At 53.3% G+C, this 18,896-nt stretch carries 18 protein-coding genes and 1 pseudogene; 7 read left to right on the forward strand and 12 right to left on the reverse strand.

What is annotated here, in order from left to right; genetic code table 11:
* Window positions 1–205: 205 nt before the first annotated feature.
* The 7 genes and pseudogenes from KGP16_RS19780 (at window position 206) to KGP16_RS19810 (ending at window position 3,852) form a co-directional block, all read left to right on the forward strand.
* A complete protein-coding gene (locus KGP16_RS19780; RefSeq protein WP_371822643.1) occupies window positions 206–952 on the forward strand; it encodes an RHS repeat domain-containing protein in 747 nt (248 codons plus the stop codon).
* Between the two features lie 2 nt (window positions 953–954).
* Window positions 955–1,302, forward strand: coding sequence for a hypothetical protein (locus KGP16_RS19785; RefSeq protein ID WP_059201538.1), 348 nt, complete (start codon window positions 955–957; stop codon window positions 1,300–1,302).
* A 196-nt stretch (window positions 1,303–1,498) separates the two neighbouring features.
* The gene (locus KGP16_RS19790) at window positions 1,499–1,879 is read left to right on the forward strand and encodes a hypothetical protein (protein ID WP_071683925.1); all 381 of its coding nucleotides are present in this window, start codon (window positions 1,499–1,501) and stop codon (window positions 1,877–1,879) included.
* Between the two features lie 584 nt (window positions 1,880–2,463).
* On the forward strand, window positions 2,464–2,643 hold the full coding sequence (locus KGP16_RS19795) for a hypothetical protein (protein WP_137751187.1): 180 nt from the start codon (window positions 2,464–2,466) through the stop codon (window positions 2,641–2,643).
* 154 nt (window positions 2,644–2,797) lie between these two features.
* Window positions 2,798–2,926, forward strand: a pseudogene (locus KGP16_RS27715) (RHS repeat-associated core domain-containing protein); the annotation flags it as partial.
* Between the two features lie 57 nt (window positions 2,927–2,983).
* Window positions 2,984–3,541, forward strand: a complete 558-nt coding sequence (locus KGP16_RS19805) for a hypothetical protein (RefSeq protein WP_223498216.1) — start codon at window positions 2,984–2,986, stop codon at window positions 3,539–3,541.
* Window positions 3,542–3,543: 2 nt separating this feature from the next.
* The gene (locus KGP16_RS19810) at window positions 3,544–3,852 is read left to right on the forward strand and encodes a hypothetical protein (RefSeq protein WP_037376419.1); all 309 of its coding nucleotides are present in this window, start codon (window positions 3,544–3,546) and stop codon (window positions 3,850–3,852) included.
* Window positions 3,853–3,963: 111 nt separating this feature from the next.
* Here the strand turns inward: KGP16_RS19810 and KGP16_RS19815 are convergent, their stop codons facing one another.
* The 12 genes from KGP16_RS19815 to KGP16_RS19870 all read right to left on the reverse strand — a co-directional run bounded on the left by KGP16_RS19815 (window position 3,964) and on the right by KGP16_RS19870 (window position 18,841).
* The gene (locus KGP16_RS19815) at window positions 3,964–4,995 is read right to left on the reverse strand and encodes an IS630 family transposase (protein ID WP_059201542.1); all 1,032 of its coding nucleotides are present in this window, start codon (window positions 4,993–4,995) and stop codon (window positions 3,964–3,966) included.
* A 380-nt stretch (window positions 4,996–5,375) separates the two neighbouring features.
* Complete coding sequence (locus tag KGP16_RS19820; protein WP_071683927.1) at window positions 5,376–6,557, reverse strand: cytochrome c; 1,182 nt, start codon at window positions 6,555–6,557, stop codon at window positions 5,376–5,378.
* Window positions 6,554–8,464 (reverse strand): FAD/NAD(P)-binding protein, encoded by a 1,911-nt coding sequence (locus tag KGP16_RS19825; RefSeq protein WP_223500235.1) that lies wholly within the window; start codon window positions 8,462–8,464, stop codon window positions 6,554–6,556. The genes KGP16_RS19820 and KGP16_RS19825 overlap by 4 nt, the downstream gene beginning before the upstream one ends.
* A gap of 95 nt (window positions 8,465–8,559) precedes the next feature.
* Window positions 8,560–9,984 (reverse strand): aminobutyraldehyde dehydrogenase, encoded by a 1,425-nt coding sequence (gene patD, locus KGP16_RS19830; RefSeq protein WP_021807703.1) that lies wholly within the window; start codon window positions 9,982–9,984, stop codon window positions 8,560–8,562.
* A gap of 48 nt (window positions 9,985–10,032) precedes the next feature.
* Window positions 10,033–10,839: an ABC transporter permease gene (locus KGP16_RS19835; protein WP_021178881.1), complete on the reverse strand. Its 807-nt coding sequence runs from the start codon at window positions 10,837–10,839 to the stop codon at window positions 10,033–10,035.
* The gene (locus KGP16_RS19840) at window positions 10,829–11,773 is read right to left on the reverse strand and encodes an ABC transporter permease (protein WP_021807702.1); all 945 of its coding nucleotides are present in this window, start codon (window positions 11,771–11,773) and stop codon (window positions 10,829–10,831) included. Before KGP16_RS19840 ends, KGP16_RS19835 begins: the two co-directional genes overlap by 11 nt.
* 1 nt (window position 11,774) lies before the next feature.
* Window positions 11,775–12,803 (reverse strand): ABC transporter ATP-binding protein, encoded by a 1,029-nt coding sequence (locus tag KGP16_RS19845; RefSeq protein WP_021178883.1) that lies wholly within the window; start codon window positions 12,801–12,803, stop codon window positions 11,775–11,777.
* Window positions 12,804–12,962: 159 nt separating this feature from the next.
* Window positions 12,963–14,072 (reverse strand): putative ABC transporter substrate-binding protein YdcS, encoded by a 1,110-nt coding sequence (gene ydcS, locus KGP16_RS19850; protein WP_371822716.1) that lies wholly within the window; start codon window positions 14,070–14,072, stop codon window positions 12,963–12,965.
* A 115-nt stretch (window positions 14,073–14,187) separates the two neighbouring features.
* Entirely contained in the window at window positions 14,188–15,651 is a 1,464-nt protein-coding gene (locus KGP16_RS19855; RefSeq protein WP_021807700.1) for a gamma-aminobutyraldehyde dehydrogenase, read from the reverse strand.
* 111 nt (window positions 15,652–15,762) lie between these two features.
* The gene (locus KGP16_RS19860; RefSeq protein WP_021807699.1) at window positions 15,763–16,686 is read right to left on the reverse strand and encodes a LysR substrate-binding domain-containing protein; all 924 of its coding nucleotides are present in this window, start codon (window positions 16,684–16,686) and stop codon (window positions 15,763–15,765) included.
* 180 nt (window positions 16,687–16,866) lie between these two features.
* Complete coding sequence (glnB, locus tag KGP16_RS19865) at window positions 16,867–17,205, reverse strand: nitrogen regulatory protein P-II (protein ID WP_004847623.1); 339 nt, start codon at window positions 17,203–17,205, stop codon at window positions 16,867–16,869.
* A 13-nt stretch (window positions 17,206–17,218) separates the two neighbouring features.
* A complete protein-coding gene (locus tag KGP16_RS19870) occupies window positions 17,219–18,841 on the reverse strand; it encodes an NAD+ synthase (protein WP_021807698.1) in 1,623 nt (540 codons plus the stop codon).
* Window positions 18,842–18,896: the final 55 nt, after the last annotated feature.

The raw sequence follows: 18,896 nt of genomic DNA on the forward strand, positions 1-18,896 counted from the left end.
AACTCACTTTGGTGCAGTGATGATGTTGAAGAGCATTCCAATCCACCGAATGCGGCTCTCAGCATAGTGAACGAACACCACTTGCAGTGGGGCAAAAGTCCGTGGCAACCTGCTTGCGAACGTGGTTTGACTATGTCGCTTCGGCAACCTGACACGCGAAGTGCGCAGCGCCAAGCTAGTGTGGGTGCGAAGCCAGCACCCACTTGTGCAGTTACTGAGTCAAGGATATCAGTCGGAGATTTACTACTACCTGAATGACCATCTGGGCCCCCCGCAGGAACTGCTCAATGGCAAAGGACAGATTGCCTGGAGCGCGGCGTACCGCGCCTACGGCAATCTGGCGGTAGCGTTCGTTGAATCTGTGCCGCAACCACTGCGTTTTCAGGGGCAGTACTTCGATGCAGAAAGCGGGTTGCACTATAACCGGTATCGTTATTACTCGCCGGAGACCGCAAGGTTTATCACCCCTGATCCTATTGGGTTGGCCGGTGGGCTGAACCAGACGCAGTATGTGCCTAACCCTACTGGGTGGGTGGATCCGCTGGGGTTGGCGAATGCGTTGGGAGATTGTCCGCCATCAATTAAGTTCATAAATCCTAAAACTATCCAGTACTCTCAAGATAGTATTAATCCACATTTTAGTGACGGTAATAAAATTAATGATTTAATATTTAGATTGAAAAATGATCCTTCATATATCAATCAAGTTGAGCCAATAAGAAGAGTGAGGATGGTGGATCTCCCTGTTGAAGTCCAAGAAAAACTATTGTCACAAGGAGCGCACAAACATTCAGTATTTTCTTTAGACAACAGAAGGTTATATGCAGCTAAGGAGGCTGGAATATCCCAAATTCCAACACGATGGGCAACACCGGATGATTTGAAAGGGATTAATTTAGTTGACAGGTTCTCCACTAAAACAGGTGGGAAAAATATAAGGGTGAGGAATTAAAAATGGAAAACAGAGCAATTAAAACTCAGTACGGGACAATACATGGAAGAGATGCGCTAATATTAAAGGATGTCAAGTTAGATATGTACCCCATGAGCATTGAGGTGAATGCTTTACTTGATCTGTCTTTTTGTCAGCCGCCCACAGAAAGTAATATTGAAGCTCTAGTTTGTTTTAAATTCAAAAACATAAAGAGCTTAAAAATAATAATGATTGATGAATCAGACTATCAGTTGATAAAGAAGTCTTGTTTTGATTTGATTGTTTCAGGAGGAAATAACAATTACATTTTAAGTACTTATGATCATGTCTTTGATGTGATAGGTCAGTGCGAAGTTGTATATGCTTAAGTGATTAGAAAGGCCGGAGGTTAAGATTTTTTCGGCCTTATATCTTTTTTGTTATATAAGTATATTCCTTTGCCACACCGAATCACCTTGTCGGATATCATGCTTACAGTCCCACCAGATTGATATTCTGGCTCTGCCATAACGTCATTGCTATATAACTTAACACATCTCAAAAAAAATTATAAAGTTGCAAAAAATGAACTCAATAGAACGGATATGCAGAGATCTTGGCTTACCTTGCGGGGATGATTTTACTCAAGATTGGACATATGAATTACCTGAGGAATTTCGTACCGAGGAATATCTGAACAAATATATCTTAACTTACTCAAATGATAATTATTCAGAATCAGAGAGAGATTTGCTGATGCAATTGATACTCGATGTTACTAATGATTGTTTAAGTATGGGAATGGATACTAATAATGAAGTTATCGTTAAAGCATTAGATTTGCTTTCAAATAATCACCAGAAGCATTTTCAGTTAATTGAATACTGGGCGTTAGATGGAGAACCACTGGAGGATTGTTTTGTTTTGACTTATAAAGCAAGGGAAATAATAAACAATATTAGATAAATGTTAACCCACTGCTCTCATGATAACTTGACGTAATTCATTAGTTATGTTGTAGATGAGAATGCTGGAACTTCTGATAGTTCCGGCTTTTTACATCACTTATCTTTCCAGTCACTGGATACAGTCCGGTTTATCAAGCAGTAATACATAAAAGTGCCGCGAAAGCTGGGCAAGCGAAAGTCCCCTAGAGCTCCGAAACGATATTTAAGCCAACGAGATCAGCTTAACTCTATTTATCACGCCAAATTGATATTGAAACAAAGAGGTGACAACAGTCTTTCAAAAAGGCCTCAACATATGGGGAAAGATATTGATGATAATGGCAGTCCATTAACCAGCCATCCTAAACGGGGACAGTAAAAGTGAAATTAAATAAAAAGAAAAGGCTGAAAGCGATGGGGTTTTTAGGGGGGGTGTTAAGCCCCTTCAACTCAAATATCACTACTGTGGAGTGAGGATATATTTGAATGCAATTTCTCCGATAAGTCAAGCATTTTTAAATTATTTGATAAATATATAAAAAGTGATCTGGCATCATCCCTGCTTGGATGTTTTTAACTATTACCGTGCTTGAGAAGTATCTTTTGAATGCTGACGAGTCTTTTGAAGATGCTTTGCATAAGTTAGTATTTGGTGACATCTTAGAAGATCCCCACCATTTTATGAAATTACTTCTTGAGTATGCAATTGAAATCTCAATCAATCAAGAAATAGATGATAATAAAAAAGGAATTTATAACTATAAAGTGAATGAAATGATATAAAGGTAGCTCAGAAAGGTCGATATGAAAATATCGACCTGAACAATCTGAATGACTACCTAGGTCCCCCGAGGAACTGGTCAACGGCAAAGGACAGATTGCCTGGAGCGCGGCGTACCGCGCCTACGGCAATCTGGCGGTAGCGTTCGTTGAATCTGTGCCGCAACCACTGCGTTTTCAGGGGCAGTACTTCGATGTAGAAAGCGGGTTGCACTATAACCGGTATCGCTATTACTCGCCGGAGACCGCAAGGTTTATCATCCCTGATCCGATTGGGCTGGCCGGTGGCCTAAACCAGACGCAGTATGTACCTAACCCTACCGGGTGGGTGGATCCGCTTGGTTTGGCTAGCGTTCCTGGAGATTGTCCGGAGCCGCCGGGCACAGGAGTAAGAGCGCATGCGGGTGAAGAACTGGTTGAAGTTTATCGAGTTCAGCCCGTGAGACCTAATTCAGATATTGTTTTAGGTGGTGCATTCTTGCGTGAGCGTGAGAAAGGTAAATCTATAATGCAGGCAAATAATCAGCGGAAGAAATTGCTTGGAAAACTGGAGTCTGATGATCCTGCAGACGCGGTTAGAGCTATGCAGCATGCTCAGGCTGGTGGAGGTAGCAGTCCAGTGATATCTACAACTTTTGATAAAGCTGGGGCAGAACGTGAATTTCGTGAGGCATTAAATGACGGTAGAAATGTGGAGCTTATTACGATTAGAGGTCCAAAAAGTGCTGGCATAGATTTCAATCTGGAACTTGAAACTAGAGGTGGAAGAACAAAACCCAATAGGTTTAGAGATGAGGAAATGAATGAGTTCGGAATTAAGGATCTATATGTTCCGCCTAAGGGAAAAGGAACTAGTAAATCAGGTTTCAAAATTGTTGATGTGAAAAAAGAGTTGGAGTAACTATGCGAAAAGATAAAGTTTTCTGGAAGAAGGAAGTTGTTGGGTTTCTACTGAATGGTAGAATGGATAACTTTGATTTATATGGAGAATGGGAGCCATTGGCAAGTGTTCATCATGATGAGTTTATCGCTTGCATAGAAGCAGATGAAGATGAAGTATATGTTTGTGTAGGTAGCAATGAAAAGGGAAGGATAGGGAATGTCGCTGATATTCCAGATGAGCAAATAAGCATTCGATGCAGAGGATCTTACACGGATATTAATTCAGTACAGGATACTGAAGAGTATTATAGAAAATATCTGCATTATTAATTTAATATGCAAATGATTTTTGTAATGATACAGTAGGGTTAGCTGCCGATTTCCAGCAGTTAACTCTCCATATCAATAACTGGCGTTCCTAAATAGCTGCGCTTAATACCGCTACACTTTTGCCAGACCCTGTTTCTCTCCAGGGAATGGGCCGGCGGTTTCCATAAAATGACGAACCTTTTTCAACAACTGCCACATTGAACGGCACTGATGATTGCGGGTTATTGTGTCATGAAGCGCCTGCCATAAACGCTCAACGTGGTTCACCCACGGCGAGTAAACCGGCTGATAAATCACCCTGAACTTTGGATTCGCCTTTAGCCAACGCTGTGTTTCATGGCTTTTATGGATAATGTAGTTATCCACGATGAGTGTGATGGTTTTTGCCCGTCTGTATGTGGCTTTAAGGTGTTTAAGCAGGCTGATGAACAACACCGAGCTTTTGCTGTTGCCACCTACGTAACTGACCTTTCCCGTACCGCTGTGTAAGGCCCCGGCAAGGTAGTATTTTTCATTCTGGCCCGGCGTTACCACTCGCTTTTGTTGTCCGCGAAGTTGCCAGTCTGCGCCGATTTTTGGGTTGAGATGGATATCCACTTCATCCTCATAAAAGACCGGATGTTCTGCACTACATTTAGCCAGCGCGTTATGGATTACAGCCATCTTTTCATCCTTGTGTGGGTCACGGATATGCAGGGTTGGTGCTGCCCTGCGCCAGACCAGTCCGGCTAACGGCAACCAGCGACGTACAGTTCCGGCATGTAACGAACATCCTATTATCTCTCTGATTTTTATCGCCAACAGTTCTGTACTCCATCGTGAACGCTGATACCCAAAATCGCCGGGAGAGTGCTTTATCAGTTCGCGTAACAATGTGCAGATGTGTTCAAAAGACCAGCGTCGAGAGCGCCCGGCAGGCAAGGATTTCAGACCTTCGACACCCGATAATGTAAACCAGTTAATCCAGCGGCCTACGGATGAACGGGCACAACAGAGAGTTCTTGCGACGTCGCTGACGCGTTCTCCACGGTGCAACATCAACATAGCCATAAGCCTGCGGGCATGATTTTTATCTGGTGTTTTATGGATGATTTTCTGCATCTGGCGTCGTTCATTTCGGGGGATGGGTGCTATGATCGGCATAACTCAGTCCGGTTGGTGATTTTGGTTGGTTTGGCGATTGATCAGATCGCACAACCCGGGCTGAGTTCCCTTTAAGTGATCTACTATTAGGCGCAGCTATTTAGGTGAAGTAGTTTATACAAACCTTGATCCATACGCCTGAGTATTATGACGAGCTTATTCGGAAGGGAAAACACGATGGTTAATTATTTTTTAATTAGCTGCATCAGATATCGCAGACATGATGTTAATTTGGTGTATACGGTGGGGTTTGCCTGGGTACGATATACGGCGCTTCGACAATCTGGAGGTGGCATTCGATGAGAGTGGCTGAAGTTATAGGGTTCGAACATGTTCGAACCCTATAAAACAAGCACAGAGTAACACACCGCAACACTCTGTTATTTAGTCAGCTTCCACGCATCCCGTACCTGTTCCGCCGTCACCGGCGCAGCCTGGTTCCCCCAGCTCCCGCGCAGATAGCTCATCAGATCGGCAGCCTTCTGATCGTTGAGCACCCAGCCATAGCCCGGCATAACGATCGATGGTGCATGTTGGGTGACGGGCGTATGCGCCCCCTCCAGCACCACGCGCAAGGCAGTCAGCGGATTATCCGCCGTCACCGACAGATTGCCCGCCAGAGCAGGTATGACGTTGTCGCTCCCCTCCCCCTTATTGCCATGGCAAGTTGAACAGTACATCGCATAGATCTGCCCGCCAGAAGCCATGCTCGCGCTTGATGCCGCCATGGTTGCTACAGGTTTCGGTGCCTCTATCTCCAGGCTGTGTACATACTGCGCGATAGCCTTTAAATCGTCATCACTGAGGTATTGCGTGCTATGCGCCACCACGTCGCTCATCGGCCCGGCCACAGCCGCGTGTTGGCTACGGCCGCTTTTCAGCAGCGCAACCACATCATCCGGCTTCAACCCACGCAGGCTCGGGGCATACCAACCATCCAACTCTGCGCCGCTCAGGAACTCAGGGGATTGGTTATCCAGCCCTTTTTCCTGCATCGCCCAGCCGCGCGGAGTATGGCAACTGCCACAGTGGCCCAGCCCCTGTACCAGATAAGCACCGCGATTCCACTGGGCGCTTTGCTTACTGTCTGGCTGATAGGTTTGGTCTTCATGGAACAGCGTATTCCATACCGCTAACGGCCAACGCATGGACATTGGCCAGCTGATATCGCTTTCCCGGTTGGCAGTGTCTTGCGCCGGGACTTCGTGCATCAGGTAGTCATACAGAGCACGCATGTCCTGCTCGCTCATTTTGGCGTAGGAGGTATAAGGCATGGCGGGATACAGACGATGCCCATCTTTGGCCACGCCCTGCCGCATGGCACGATCGAACTCTGCAAAGCTGTAGCTGCCAATACCTTGCTGTTTATCGGGCGTAATATTGGTGGCATAGATATCCCCTACCGGCGTTGGGAACTTCATCCCGCCCGCCAGTTCCTTACCACCCGGAGCGGTATGGCAAGCCGTACAGTCCCCTGCCTTGGCCACGTATTCCCCGGCGGACATGGCGTGAGCCGAGCCACCAGCCAGCAACAGCATCAGATACCACGGACGTAATGTCATACCCCCTCCTTGGCAGCAACCTTGCCGTAGGCCAGTTCATTCACGGCTCGCCAAGCCTGATCGATCGCCGAGTTGGCATACGGGCTCCAGTCGGAATCGGAATTGGCAATGACGATCTTGCCGATCGGCTGCCGCGCGGTTTCGATAATCTTTTTAGCCTCATCTTCATCATCGAACATACCGTTGAGGAAATAGGAGTAACCGTGCGACCAGCGGTTGACGGTGATCGCCTGAATATCCCGCTGATGATCAAATCCGGCATCACCTAACATTCCCTGCAGCTGCTCACGGATCATCTTCTCATGTACCTCAAACGGGGTTCCTAGCAACAGCGCTCGCCCTTTGCGCGACTGTTCACGCGGGCTAAGGCCGCTGCCGGGCAATGTCGGCACATACACCATATGCAGCCCGATAGGCTGGTTTGGATCGCGTGGGTGCTGATATCCCCCCATGCTTACCGGGTAGTCCAATTTCACCCGGCTATAAGGCGCGGTCGGGGCATAGACTTCGTGCACTCCCAGTTTGATAAACGGCTGCCAGTTGCGGATCACCACCTTACTGTACACCAATGGCGATTTGACGTTCTGCTTCAGCGCCTCTTGCTGCTCGTGAGACATTTCCGGGATCAGATAAGGGATCATCATATTGTAACCGGCCATCACCACCTGCCCGGCCCGCACTTTGACCATCTTCTCGCCGTTGATATAGGTCACCTCGGCCTTATCACCCACGTTGGCCACGTGCAGCCCGGTGCTGTTCAAGCGTAGTTTCACCGGTGACTCGGGGCGATCCAGCTGGCTGTAATCAAACTGAGCTAGGATGACGTCGTTCATATCTTTGCCACCCGGAGCCACCGCCGGGATCAAATGACGCACCATCAGGCGAGCCAGCGTGGCATTGCCATCCGGGAAGTGGAATACATAGGGATCGTCAAGATCGGCCTGCGATTCCTCATCCAGCGGCGGCAGGTTCATACCGTTCAAGCCTGGTAGATCACAGATGCGGGCATCGCTGCAAGAAGTCGCATCAATGCCGACGGCCTGAAAATCGTTGGTGGTTTGCTGGAAATAGCGGATCGCCATTTCGCTCAGCCCCACTTTCTCGCGCAGGAACTGGCTATAGCTGTGCTTGTCCAACCAGGCTACCTTCTCTTCCTGGCTCAGGCCCGGCAGGTAGTCTTTTTCGACGGTGTGCAACGCAATCAAGGCCTGGCGATCGGCCTGCGGCAACGGGAAGTCGTTGATAAAATCTTCATAAGAGCGACCATTGAGGCGATCACGCGGAATATCATCCGCCACCACTCGGCCCGGATCGCCACTCACTACCTTATCAACGCCAAAGTTCTGGCGATCGAAGTAGACGCCACGGCTGAGATTGAGGTCCGGATAGAAAGTGGTGTCGAAGGCCTTTTCCATACCGTCCAGGCTAACGCCCAGATTTTTCAGCAACCCCATGGCTACCGGGCTGAAGTTGGAACGCGGCGACTGTAACGATTCGCTGCCCCCGTAACCGAGGAGGGTGCCGTTCTCACTGCTGAATTCGTTACGCTTGGCGTGGCCGCCAAAGTCATCATGGTTATCAATCAGCAAAATACGTTGCTGTTTGCCCTTCATTTGCTGCCAGAAACAGGCCGCCGCCAGGCCGCTGATGCCAGCGCCGACGATCACCAGATCGAATTCTTCTTCGATTGGCAGGTTGCCAAAATCAAAGGTTTTGCCATCACGCCCCAGTTGGTGGGCATGTTCGAATGAGCCTGGGTGATTGCCACGCAGACCAGTTAACGCGGGTGGGTAATACAGGGTTTGATGGGCGGCTTGCGGCGATGCGCGCAGGATCTGCATCGGCGTAAGCCCGGCGGCGATGGTGATCGCCACCCCATTAAGAAAATCGCGACGGGTGATAGCCATAAAAGCGTCCTTTTATTCTTTATTATTATCAGGCCAGCCGAAGCCAGCCTGAGAGCCGCGTTATTGTGCGTATAAATCCTACCAGATCAAGCAGATTAGTGTTTGAACATCACATGGCGAATGGTGGTGTAATCCTCCAGCCCGTACATCGACATGTCTTTGCCATAGCCCGACAGCTTCTGCCCGCCGTGCGGCATTTCGCTCACCAGCATAAAGTGGGTGTTCACCCAGGTGCAGCCATACTGCAAACGCGCGCTCAGGCGATGGGCACGCCCTACGTCACGCGTCCACAAAGAGGAAGCAAGACCGTAATTGGAGGCGTTGGCCCAGGCCAGTACCTGCGCCTCGTCGTCGAATTCCGTCACCGTCACTACTGGGCCAAACACTTCACGCTGGACAATCTCATCTTCCTGGCGCGCGCCTGCCAACAGCGTTGGTTGGAAATAGAAGCCAGGGCCAGCGACTTTTTCGCCCCCGGTGACCACCTGGATATGAGGCAGTGCTTTGGCCCGCTCAACAAAGCCAATCACCCGCTCCAGATGCTGGGAAGTGATCAACGGCCCTAATTCGGTACTGCTGTCTTCCGGTGGCCCGATCTTCAAGCTGGCCACCGCTTCACCCAGCGCTTTCACCAGCTTTGGGTAAATGCCTTTTTGCGCATAGATCCGGCAGGCAGCGGTGCAATCCTGCCCGGCATTGTAAAAACCGAAGGTGCGGATGCCGTCAACAACCTGCTGAATGTCGGCATCATCGAAGACGATTACCGGCGCTTTGCCGCCCAGCTCCATATGGGTGCGTTTAATCCCTGGAGCGGTATGGGCAATGATATGCTCACCGGTAGCAATAGAGCCGGTAAGAGAGACCATGCGCACCTTGTCATGTCCGGTCAGCACATCGCCCACGCTGGCACCACGGCCAAACAGCACGTTGAGTACGCCCGGCGGGAACACGCCAGCGGCCAGTTCGGCCAGCTTGAAAGTGGTTAACGGCGTCTGTTCAGAAGGTTTGATCACCACGCAGTTCCCTGCCGCCAACGCGGGTGCCAACTTCCAGGCGGCCATCATCAGTGGGTAATTCCAGGGAGCAATCGAAGCCACCACGCCCAACGGATCGCGGCGGATCATCGAAGTGTGCCCCGCCAGATATTCACCGGCCGCCATGCCACTCAGGCAACGGCTGGCACCGGCAAAGAAGCGGAAGACATCGGCCACCGCAGGCAGTTCGTCATTCAGCGCACAGTGATAAGGCTTGCCGCAGTTGAGGGACTCCAGTTTGGCGAAGGTTTCCGCATGCTGGTCAATCACGTCCGCCAGCGCCAGTAAGTGTTCGGCACGCTCTTTCGGGGTAGTTTGCCCCCACTGTTCAAACGCCGCATCGGCGGCCTGCACGGCCTCTTCAACCTGCTGTGCGCTGGCCTCGGCCACTTGAACAATCACTTCTCCCGTTGCCGGGTTGTAGACCGGCAACTTTTCGCCCTGGCCGGTAACCAGTTGACCATTAATCAGCAGTTGGCTTTGCATAGGGTTATCCTTTGAAATATTGGCATAAGCTATTTAGGAATTGAGGTGCTATTTACCGCTGCCTGCGACGCTTTCTCCGCCTTTGGTCAGGTAGTACGCGCCCAGGATCGGGAACATCGTCAATACCATCACCGACAACGCGACCACGTTGGTGATCGGCACATCACGCGGGCGGCCCAACTGGTTCAGCAGCCACAGCGGCAGCGTACGTTCGTGCCCGGCGGTGAAAGTGGTCACAATGATTTCGTCGAATGACAGGGCAAACGCCAGCATCCCCCCCGCCAGCAGTGCCGAGCCCAGATTCGGCAAGATCACGTAACGGAAGGTCTGCCAGCCATCGGCCCCCAAATCCATCGAGGCTTCGATCAGGCTGTGTGAGGTACGGCGGAAGCGGGCGATCACGTTGTTGAACACGATCACCACGCAGAAGGTGGCATGGCCGATGACGATCGTCATGATCCCCGGTTCGATGTTCAGCGCCTTAAACGCCGCCAGCAATGCCAGACCGGTGACGATCCCCGGCAAGGCAATAGGTAACAGCAGCAGCAAAGAGATGCTGTCCTTGCCGAAGAAATCCCGGCGATACAGCGCCGCTGCGGCCAGCGTGCCGAGCACCAGCGCAATCGCCGTGGCCAGGCAGGCGATCTGTACCGAAAGCAGTACCGCATCAATAATGTCCTGCCGCCCCGCCGCCACGCTGAACCAATGCAGGGTGAAGCCCCGCGGCGGGAAGCTGAATGCCGCGTCTTCGGTATTGAAGGCGTACATGGCAATAATCACTATCGGGAAGTGCAGGAAGATCAGGCCACCCCAGGCGGCCAGTTTCAGCCCTAACGGCGCGCGTTCAGAGTGCATCGAAGGCCCCCAGGCGTTTCACAATCGAGAGATAAATGGCGATCAGGACGATCGGCACCAGCGTAAAGGCGGCCGCCATCGGCATATTGCCGATCGCCCCCTGTTGGGCATACACCATGCTGCCGATAAAGTAGCCCGGCGGCCCCACCAGCTGCGGCACGATAAAGTCACCCAGCGTCAGCGAAAAAGTGAAGATGGAACCGGCTGCGATACCCGGTACCGCCAGCGGCAGGATCACATAGCGGAACGTTTGGGACGGGCGCGCGCCCAGATCCGCAGAAGCGTGCAGTAACGAAGGCGGCAAGCGCTCTAACGCCGCCTGGATCGGTAAGATCATGAACGGCAGCCAAATATAGACAAACACCAGGAAGCGCCCAAGACCGGAGGTGGATAGCGTATTACCCCCTACGCCGGGAATGCTCAGAATGCTCGCCAATACCGGCTCCAGCCCCATATGTTGCAGGAACCACTGCGCCACGCCGTCTTTCGCCAGCAATAGCGTCCAGGCATAGGCTTTAACGATGTAGCTGGCCCACATCGGCATCATCACGGCGATATAAAAGAACGCTTTTACCTTGCCGCTGGTGTATCGGGCCATGTAATAGGCGATGGGGAATGCCAATACCGCACTGGCCAGCGAAACGACCACCGCCATGGTCAGCGTACGGACGATGATGTCGTAGTTGGCCGGGTTGAACAGCGCGCTCAGGTTGGCGAAGGTCAGATCCGGCGTCACCGTCATGGTGAAATCGTCGAAGGTGTAAAAACCTTGCCACAGCAGGGTCAGCAGCGAGCCCAGATACACCGCCCCAAACCACAGCAGCGGCGGCACCAGCAACAGCAGCAGATACAGCGTTGGCTTGCGGTACAGGTAGGTGGAAATCGCGCGAATTTTACCGCCGGGCGCTGCCGGCTGCTCGATGCTCATGTCCATCTCACCTCTCCTCCAGCAGCGGCACCATTGCCTCTCTGGCCCAACAGGCGGTGACCGGCTGACCGATCAGGCGCTGCTGTGCCACGGCCTGCCACTGCGGGTTAGCCTGGCTGACCAGCAGTTTCTCACCGCTGCTCAGGGCGATTTCATAGCGTGTCGCCGCCCCTTGGTAATGGATATCCTGCAAGGTACCCTGAACCTGAACTTCCCCCTGCGTTGCGCCGCTTTGATCCAGCAGGCGGATATGCTCCGGGCGGATCGAAAAGGTGGCCGATTGCCCCAGCAACCGCTCCGCCAATTCGCTGCGTACCACGTTGGACGTGCCGACAAACTCGGCGACAAACGGCGTTCTTGGCCGCATATACAGTTCGCGAGGCGCATCTACCTGCTCAATGCGGCCATTGTTAAATACCGCCACCCGATCGGACATCGACAGGGCTTCGCTTTGATCGTGCGTAACGAAGATAAAGGTGATTCCCAGTTGGCGTTGCAGCTTCTTCAACTCCCCCTGCATCTGCTCACGCAATTTCAGGTCCAACGCCCCAAGCGGTTCGTCCAGCAGCAGCACGCGTGGGCGATTGACCAATGCACGAGCCAGAGCCACGCGCTGACGTTGGCCACCGGAAAGGTGCGCCGGTTTACGTTCGGCAGCAAACCCCAATGCCACGCTTTCCAATGCCTGATTCGCCCGCGCCAGCCGTTCACGCTTGGCAACGCCTTTCACCATCAGGCCGTACGCCACGTTCTCCAGCACCGACATGTGTGGGAACAGCGCATAGTCCTGGAACACGGTATTCACATCGCGCTGGTAAGGTGGCAGATTGCTCGCCTCTTGCCCATGAATGCGGATGGAGCCGGAGCTAAGTTGTTCAAAGCCAGCGATCAGCCGCAGGCAGGTGGTTTTACCCGAGCCTGAAGGCCCAAGCATGGAGAAAAACTCGCCGTCCTGTATTTCAACAGAAACCCGATCTACGGCGCGAACATCGCCGAAAATGCGCGAGACATCGATAAATTGCACAGCAATGGTCATGATGTACGCTCCAAAATGTTGCCCCTCACCCCAACCCTCTCCCAAAGGGAGAGGGAGCTGTTAGTCCCTGCTCTTTTGGAAGTAAAAAAGTCATCTCAGCAAACTCGATCGGTCCCCACAGGGGAGCCGTCTGGCGCTCGCAGGTGAGAGCTATAAGGGTTATCTACCGCCCATGATGGCGATGTAGTCCTGGGTCCAGCGGCTATAAGGGACGAACTTGCCGCCCTCGGCCTGTGGCGTTTTCCAGAAGGCAATTTTGTCAAACTGGTTGAAACCGTTGGTTTCACACCCTTTGTCACCGAGCAAGGTGCTGGCTTTGCAACCGGCAGGAACTGCCGGTAACGAGCCAAACCAGGCCGCAACGTCACCCTGTACCTTCGGTTCCAGCGACCAGTTCATCCACTGGTAGGCGCAGCTTGGATGCTTGGCCTCGGCGTGCAACATGGTGGTATCCGCCCAGCCGGTAACCCCTTCTTTCGGGAATACGGTAGCGATAGGCTGGCCTTCGCCTTTCAGGGCATTGGCCTGGTATGGCCAGGCGCTGGAAGCCACCACGCCTTCGTTTTTGAAATCGCTCATCTGTACCGAGGTGTCATGCCAGTAACGGTGGATCAGCGCGTGCTGGCTGCGCAGCAGTTTCAGTGCCGCCTGATACTGCTCTTCGTTCAGTTGGTAAGGGTCGGTGATGCCAAGCTGGGGTTGAGTCGCTTTCAGGAACAGCGCCGCATCGGCGATATAGATTGGGCCGTCGTAAGCCTGCACCCGGCCTTGATTGGTCTTGCCGTCCGGCAGGTTTTGCTGCTGGAACACCACAGCCCAGCTGTCTGGCGGCGTCGGGAAGGTTTTGGTGTTATACATCAGCAGGTTTGGCCCCCACTGATATGGCGTACCGTAGGTTTTGCCCGCCACGTTGTACCAAGGGCCGTTTATCAGGCGTGGGTCGATATTCTGCCAGTTAGGGATCAGCGCGGTATTGATTGGCTGCACGCGTTTGCCGTAGATCAGGCGCAGCGAGGCATCGCCAGAAGCGGTCACCAGATCGTAACCGCCTTTTGCCATCAAGCTGACCATTTCATCCGAGGTCGCGGCGGTTTTCACATTCACCGCGCAGCCGGTCTGTTTCTCAAACTGGGTCACCCAGTCGTAGTTCTTGTCGGACTGACCACGTTCGATGTAGCCGGGCCAGGCGATGATGTCCAACCGCCCTTCCCCCTTGCCCAACGGCTGTGGCGTATCGGCGGCCTGAGCCATACCGCAAAGGATCGTCATACAGAGTGCGGTGACTGTGGTGATTGCGTGTGTTTTTCCCATCGTAATTACCCCTGTGTTGCATGTTGGTATGCGGCAAGGAACGGTTGCCGCCGATTTTTTATCGGCCGTGTGGCTAGAAGGAAGCCTTGAACTTCGCCATCACGTGCCGGACAACGCTGTAATCCTGTAATGAATCGCTGGAGAGATCTTTGCCGTAGCCGGAGCGCTTTAAGCCGCCGTGAGGCATTTCGCTCGCCAGCGTAAAGTGGGTGTTGATCCAGGTGCTGCCATATTGCAGATGCGCCGCGATATGCAGCGCGCGGTCGATATTCTGTGTCCACACCGAGGAGGCCAGACCGTATTCGGAATCGTTGGCCCAGGTCACCGCCTGCTCCAGGGTGTCGAAACGCGTCACGCTGACCACCGGGCCAAACACTTCACGCTGGACGATTTCATCGGTTTGCAGGCAGCCAGCCAATAACGTGGGCTGATAGTAAAAGCCGGGGCCAGAGTGTGCCGCCGCACCAGTAATCAATTCGATATGTGGCTGGCTGAGAGCCCGTTCGACAAAGCTGGCGACCCTGTCACGCTGGCGGCTGCTGATCAGCGGGCCGATTTCATTATCTTCATCACGCTTGCGGGCAAAACGTAGGCTGGCGACCGCTTCCCCCAAGGCTTCCACCAGCTTCGGATAGATGCCTGCCTGGGCGTAAATGCGGCAGGCAGCGGTGCAATCCTGCCCGGCATTGTAGTAACCGAAGGTACGGATACTGCTGACGACCTCATCCAGATCGGCATCGTCACAGACGATCACCGGGGCTTTACCGCCCAGTTCCAGGTGGGTGCGCTTGACGCTTTTGACCGCCGCCTGCAAGATTTTTTGCCCGGTAACGATATCGCCGGTAACCGACACTAAACGAACCTGCGGATGACCAACCAGATGGCTGCCCACCCCTTCGCCACCGCCGTAGACAATGTTCAACACGCCTGGCGGCAGGATTTCCTGCAACGCAGGCACCAAGGCCAGAATGGTCAATGGCGTATGTTCGGAGGGCTTGAATACTACGGTGTTGCCGGCTGCAAGCGCCGGAGCAATCTTCCAGGCCGCCATCATCAGCGGATAATTCCATGGTGCGATGGAGGCCACCACGCCGACCGGGTCACGCCGGATCATGGAGGTATGGCCCTCAACATATTCACCTGCCAACTGGCCTTGCTGGGTGCGCACGGCCCCGGCGAAGAAGCGGAATACGTCAATGGCTGCGGGCAGATCGTCGTTCAGTGCCTGATGGAAAGGTTTACCGCAGTTCAGCGCTTCAAGGCGCGCCAGATGTTCTGCCTGCCGTTCGATGGCATCGGCAATACGCAGCAGGATTGTTGCTCGGAAAGCGGGAGTGGTGCGTGACCAGTGGGGAAATGCCTGCTGCGCGGCGGCAACTGCGCGCCCCACCTGGGTTGGCGTTGCCTCGGCAATGGAAACCAGGGTTTCACCGTTGGCAGGATTAACAATGGTCTCCTGATGGCCTTCACCCTCGAGCGACTCGCCGTTAATGAATTGCCGACAGGATAAACCGGAAACCAACTGTAGCTCTGCCATTGCGCCGCCTCATGTGACAAAAACGTTAACTAAATGTGATAAGTTAGTTTTAATCAGACTAAGCGAGCGCACTGCGGACAACAAATTCTAAATACTGAAGGCAGCGTTCGATTAAATCGAATGCTTGAGGCCGGTCATGTTCGTTTTGCTGTTCTCCCGCGCAATGGTGAGGAATGGGGTTACCAATTCAGGCCGCGCACTGCCACGCCGCCAGGCCAGGCCGATATCCAGCGGTTCCAGCAAATCCACCAGCTTGCGCGCCTCAATCATGTTGCCCTCCAGCGACCAGGCGCGGTAAGCCATATCCGGCAGGATGGCAATGCCCATGCCCGCCGCCACCAGGCTACGCACCGCTTCGGTGGAGGCAGTTTTCATGGCGATCTCCGGCTTCAGGCCCGCGCGTCCCCAGATGCGTCGGGCATGAACGTCCATTTCATCGACGTTGAGCTGGATCAGCGGCTGTTTGGCCACGTCTGCCAAACCGATGCTTTCGTGCTCCAGCAGCGGGTGCAGCGGCGGTAGCCACAGGCGATACGGGGAGTGCATCAGCACTTCGGTCTGTAAGGCGTCGCGATCTTCAATGTTCGACAGGATCAGCACCCCGATATCGATTTCACCGCTCACCAGCAAATGCTCGATATAGGGCCTTTCGTCCTCAATCACCTGGATAGTCACGTTGGGATAGGCAGACTTGAAGCGCTTGAGCAGTTCCACCAGAAAATATCCCGCCACCAGACTGGTGACGCCGATGGTCAGTTTGCCGCTCAGGCTTTCAGTGCCCAGTTGCAGGCTGCGCTTGGCATTATCCACCGTTGCCAGGATCAGGTACGACTGGCGCAAGAACTGGTGCCCCTGGTGGGTCAGGTTCATTCCCTTGGCGTGGCGCTCGAACAACCGGACGCCAATGTCGGTTTCCAACTGCTGGATCGCCAGCGTGAGCGAAGACTGTGACACAAACACCGCCTGCGCCGCCGCCGAGATCGACCCGGTTTCGGCCACGGCAATAAAATGGCGGATTTGGCGTAACGTCATCATGGTAGCAATCTCAAACAAAACAGTTGGTTTGAGTGTAGATGCTCACCGGTAAGCCATCAGGAAATGTGTGAAAAACGCGATGTCGTTCGCTTTTTTAGAACGCAAAGAGGGAGGGAGTGCACAAAAACAACCAAGGCGCAGCTAAGCCGCGCCTTGGTTGTGAGCCTGTTAGGGCTTTGATTAAATCGCTTCTTCGTCCTGCTCGCCAGTACGGATACGCACTACACGGGCCACGTCGAAGACAAAGATTTTACCGTCGCCAATTTTACCGGTCTGCGCTGTCTGCATGATGGTTTCCACACAGGTATCCACGATATCGTCAGCTACCACGATCTCGATTTTAACCTTTGGCAGGAAGTCGACCATATACTCGGCACCACGGTACAGCTCGGTATGGCCCTTCTGGCGACCAAAGCCTTTCACTTCGGTCACCGTCATGCCGGTGATGCCTACTTCGGCCAGTGCTTCACGCACGTCATCCAGTTTGAAGGGCTTGATAATCGCGTCAATTTTTTTCATTTTTATTCCTTAATTACCAATTTTTACGGCCAAAGCCTGAGGTGATCGGATAGCGGCGGTCTTTGCCAAAGTTACGGGCGGTAATGCGCGGCCCGACGGCGGCCTGACGGCGTTTGTACTCGTTGATGTCCACCAGGCGGATCACCTTGCGCACCACGGCTTCTTCAAAGCCCTCAGCAACCAGATCGGCGACCGATTTATCGCGCTCGACATAACCTTCCAGAATAGCATCCAGAATGTCATACGGTGGCAGGCTATCCTGATCGAGCTGATCCGGCGCCAGCTCGGCAGACGGTGGACGATCGATCACCCGTTGAGGGATCACGTAGGAGACGGTATTACGGTATTCGGAAAGCTTGAACACCAGGGTTTTCGGCACATCTTTCAATACGTCGAAGCCACCAGCCATATCACCATACAGCGTGCAATAACCGACAGCCACCTCGCTTTTGTTACCCGTGGTTAACACGATGCTGCCGCGTTTGTTAGACAGCGCCATCAGCACCACGCCACGGCAGCGGGCCTGCAGGTTTTCTTCGGTGGTATCCCGTGCGGTATCGGCAAACATCGGGGCGAGCTGGCCCATAAAGGCGTCGAACATGGGTTCAATCGAGACGATGTCAAATTCGATGCCGAGGATTTCGGCCTCTTCCTTGGCATCGGCGATGCTGATATCTGCCGTATAGCGGAACGGCATCATCAAGGCCTGAACCTTGTCTTTGCCCAACGCATCCACGGCGATCGCCAGGGTCAGCGCCGAGTCGATCCCACCGGACAAGCCCAGCACCGCGCCTTTGAAACCGTTTTTGGTCACATAGTCGCGTACGGCCAGCACCAGCGCTTCATACACCTGCGCCAGCTGTGGCAACTCTGCCGCCGGAGCCGTCATCGGCACCACTTCCAGGCCTTTGAACTCAAGCAGAGTCACCTGCTCGGCGAAAGCCGCCAGGCGATGAGTCATATTGCCAGCGGCATCAAAGACTTTTGAACAGCCGTCGAAAATCAGTTCGTCCTGCCCACCGATCTGATTCAGATAGACCAACGGCAACCCTGTACGCTGGCAGTGGCCGGACATCAGGGTTTTGCGGATATACGGCTTTTCGCGGTTATACGGGGAAGCGTTGATCGACAGCAGGATCTCTGCCCCCGCCGCTTTCGCCGCATCGACCGGTTCCGGGAACCACAGATCTTCGCAGATCAGCAGCCCCAGGCGGTAACCTTTCAGCTCCACCACGCAGTTTTTATCACCCGCATGGAAGTAGCGCTTCTCATCGAATACGCCGTAGTTAGGCAACTGTTGCTTGAAGTAACGAGCCTGCAAAGCCCCCTCAGAGAACAGGGACAGCGCGTTATACAGCTTGCCGTCTTCACGCCACGGGTGGCCGACCAGGATCGCCACATCGGCGGAGGCCTGCTGCAAGCGGCTTAGCTGGGTATCGCAACGCTGGTAGAAATCATCACGGTACAGCAGGTCTTCCGGCGGATAGCCGGACAGCGCCAGTTCGCTGAACATGACCAGATCGGCTCCCGCCTTCTTCTGCTCCTGCACGGTTTGCAACATGCGCTCGCTGTTGCCTTCAATATCGCCCACCAGCAAATTCAGCTGGGCCAACGCAATGGAAAGTGATCTGCTCATATCTCTATGGTCTGCCATGCCACAACAAAGAAACCGGAGTGTAAATCATTCCGGC

This window comes from Serratia sp. JSRIV006, assembly GCF_019968685.1.
Classification (GTDB): Bacteria; Pseudomonadota; Gammaproteobacteria; order Enterobacterales; family Enterobacteriaceae; genus Chania; species Chania fonticola_B.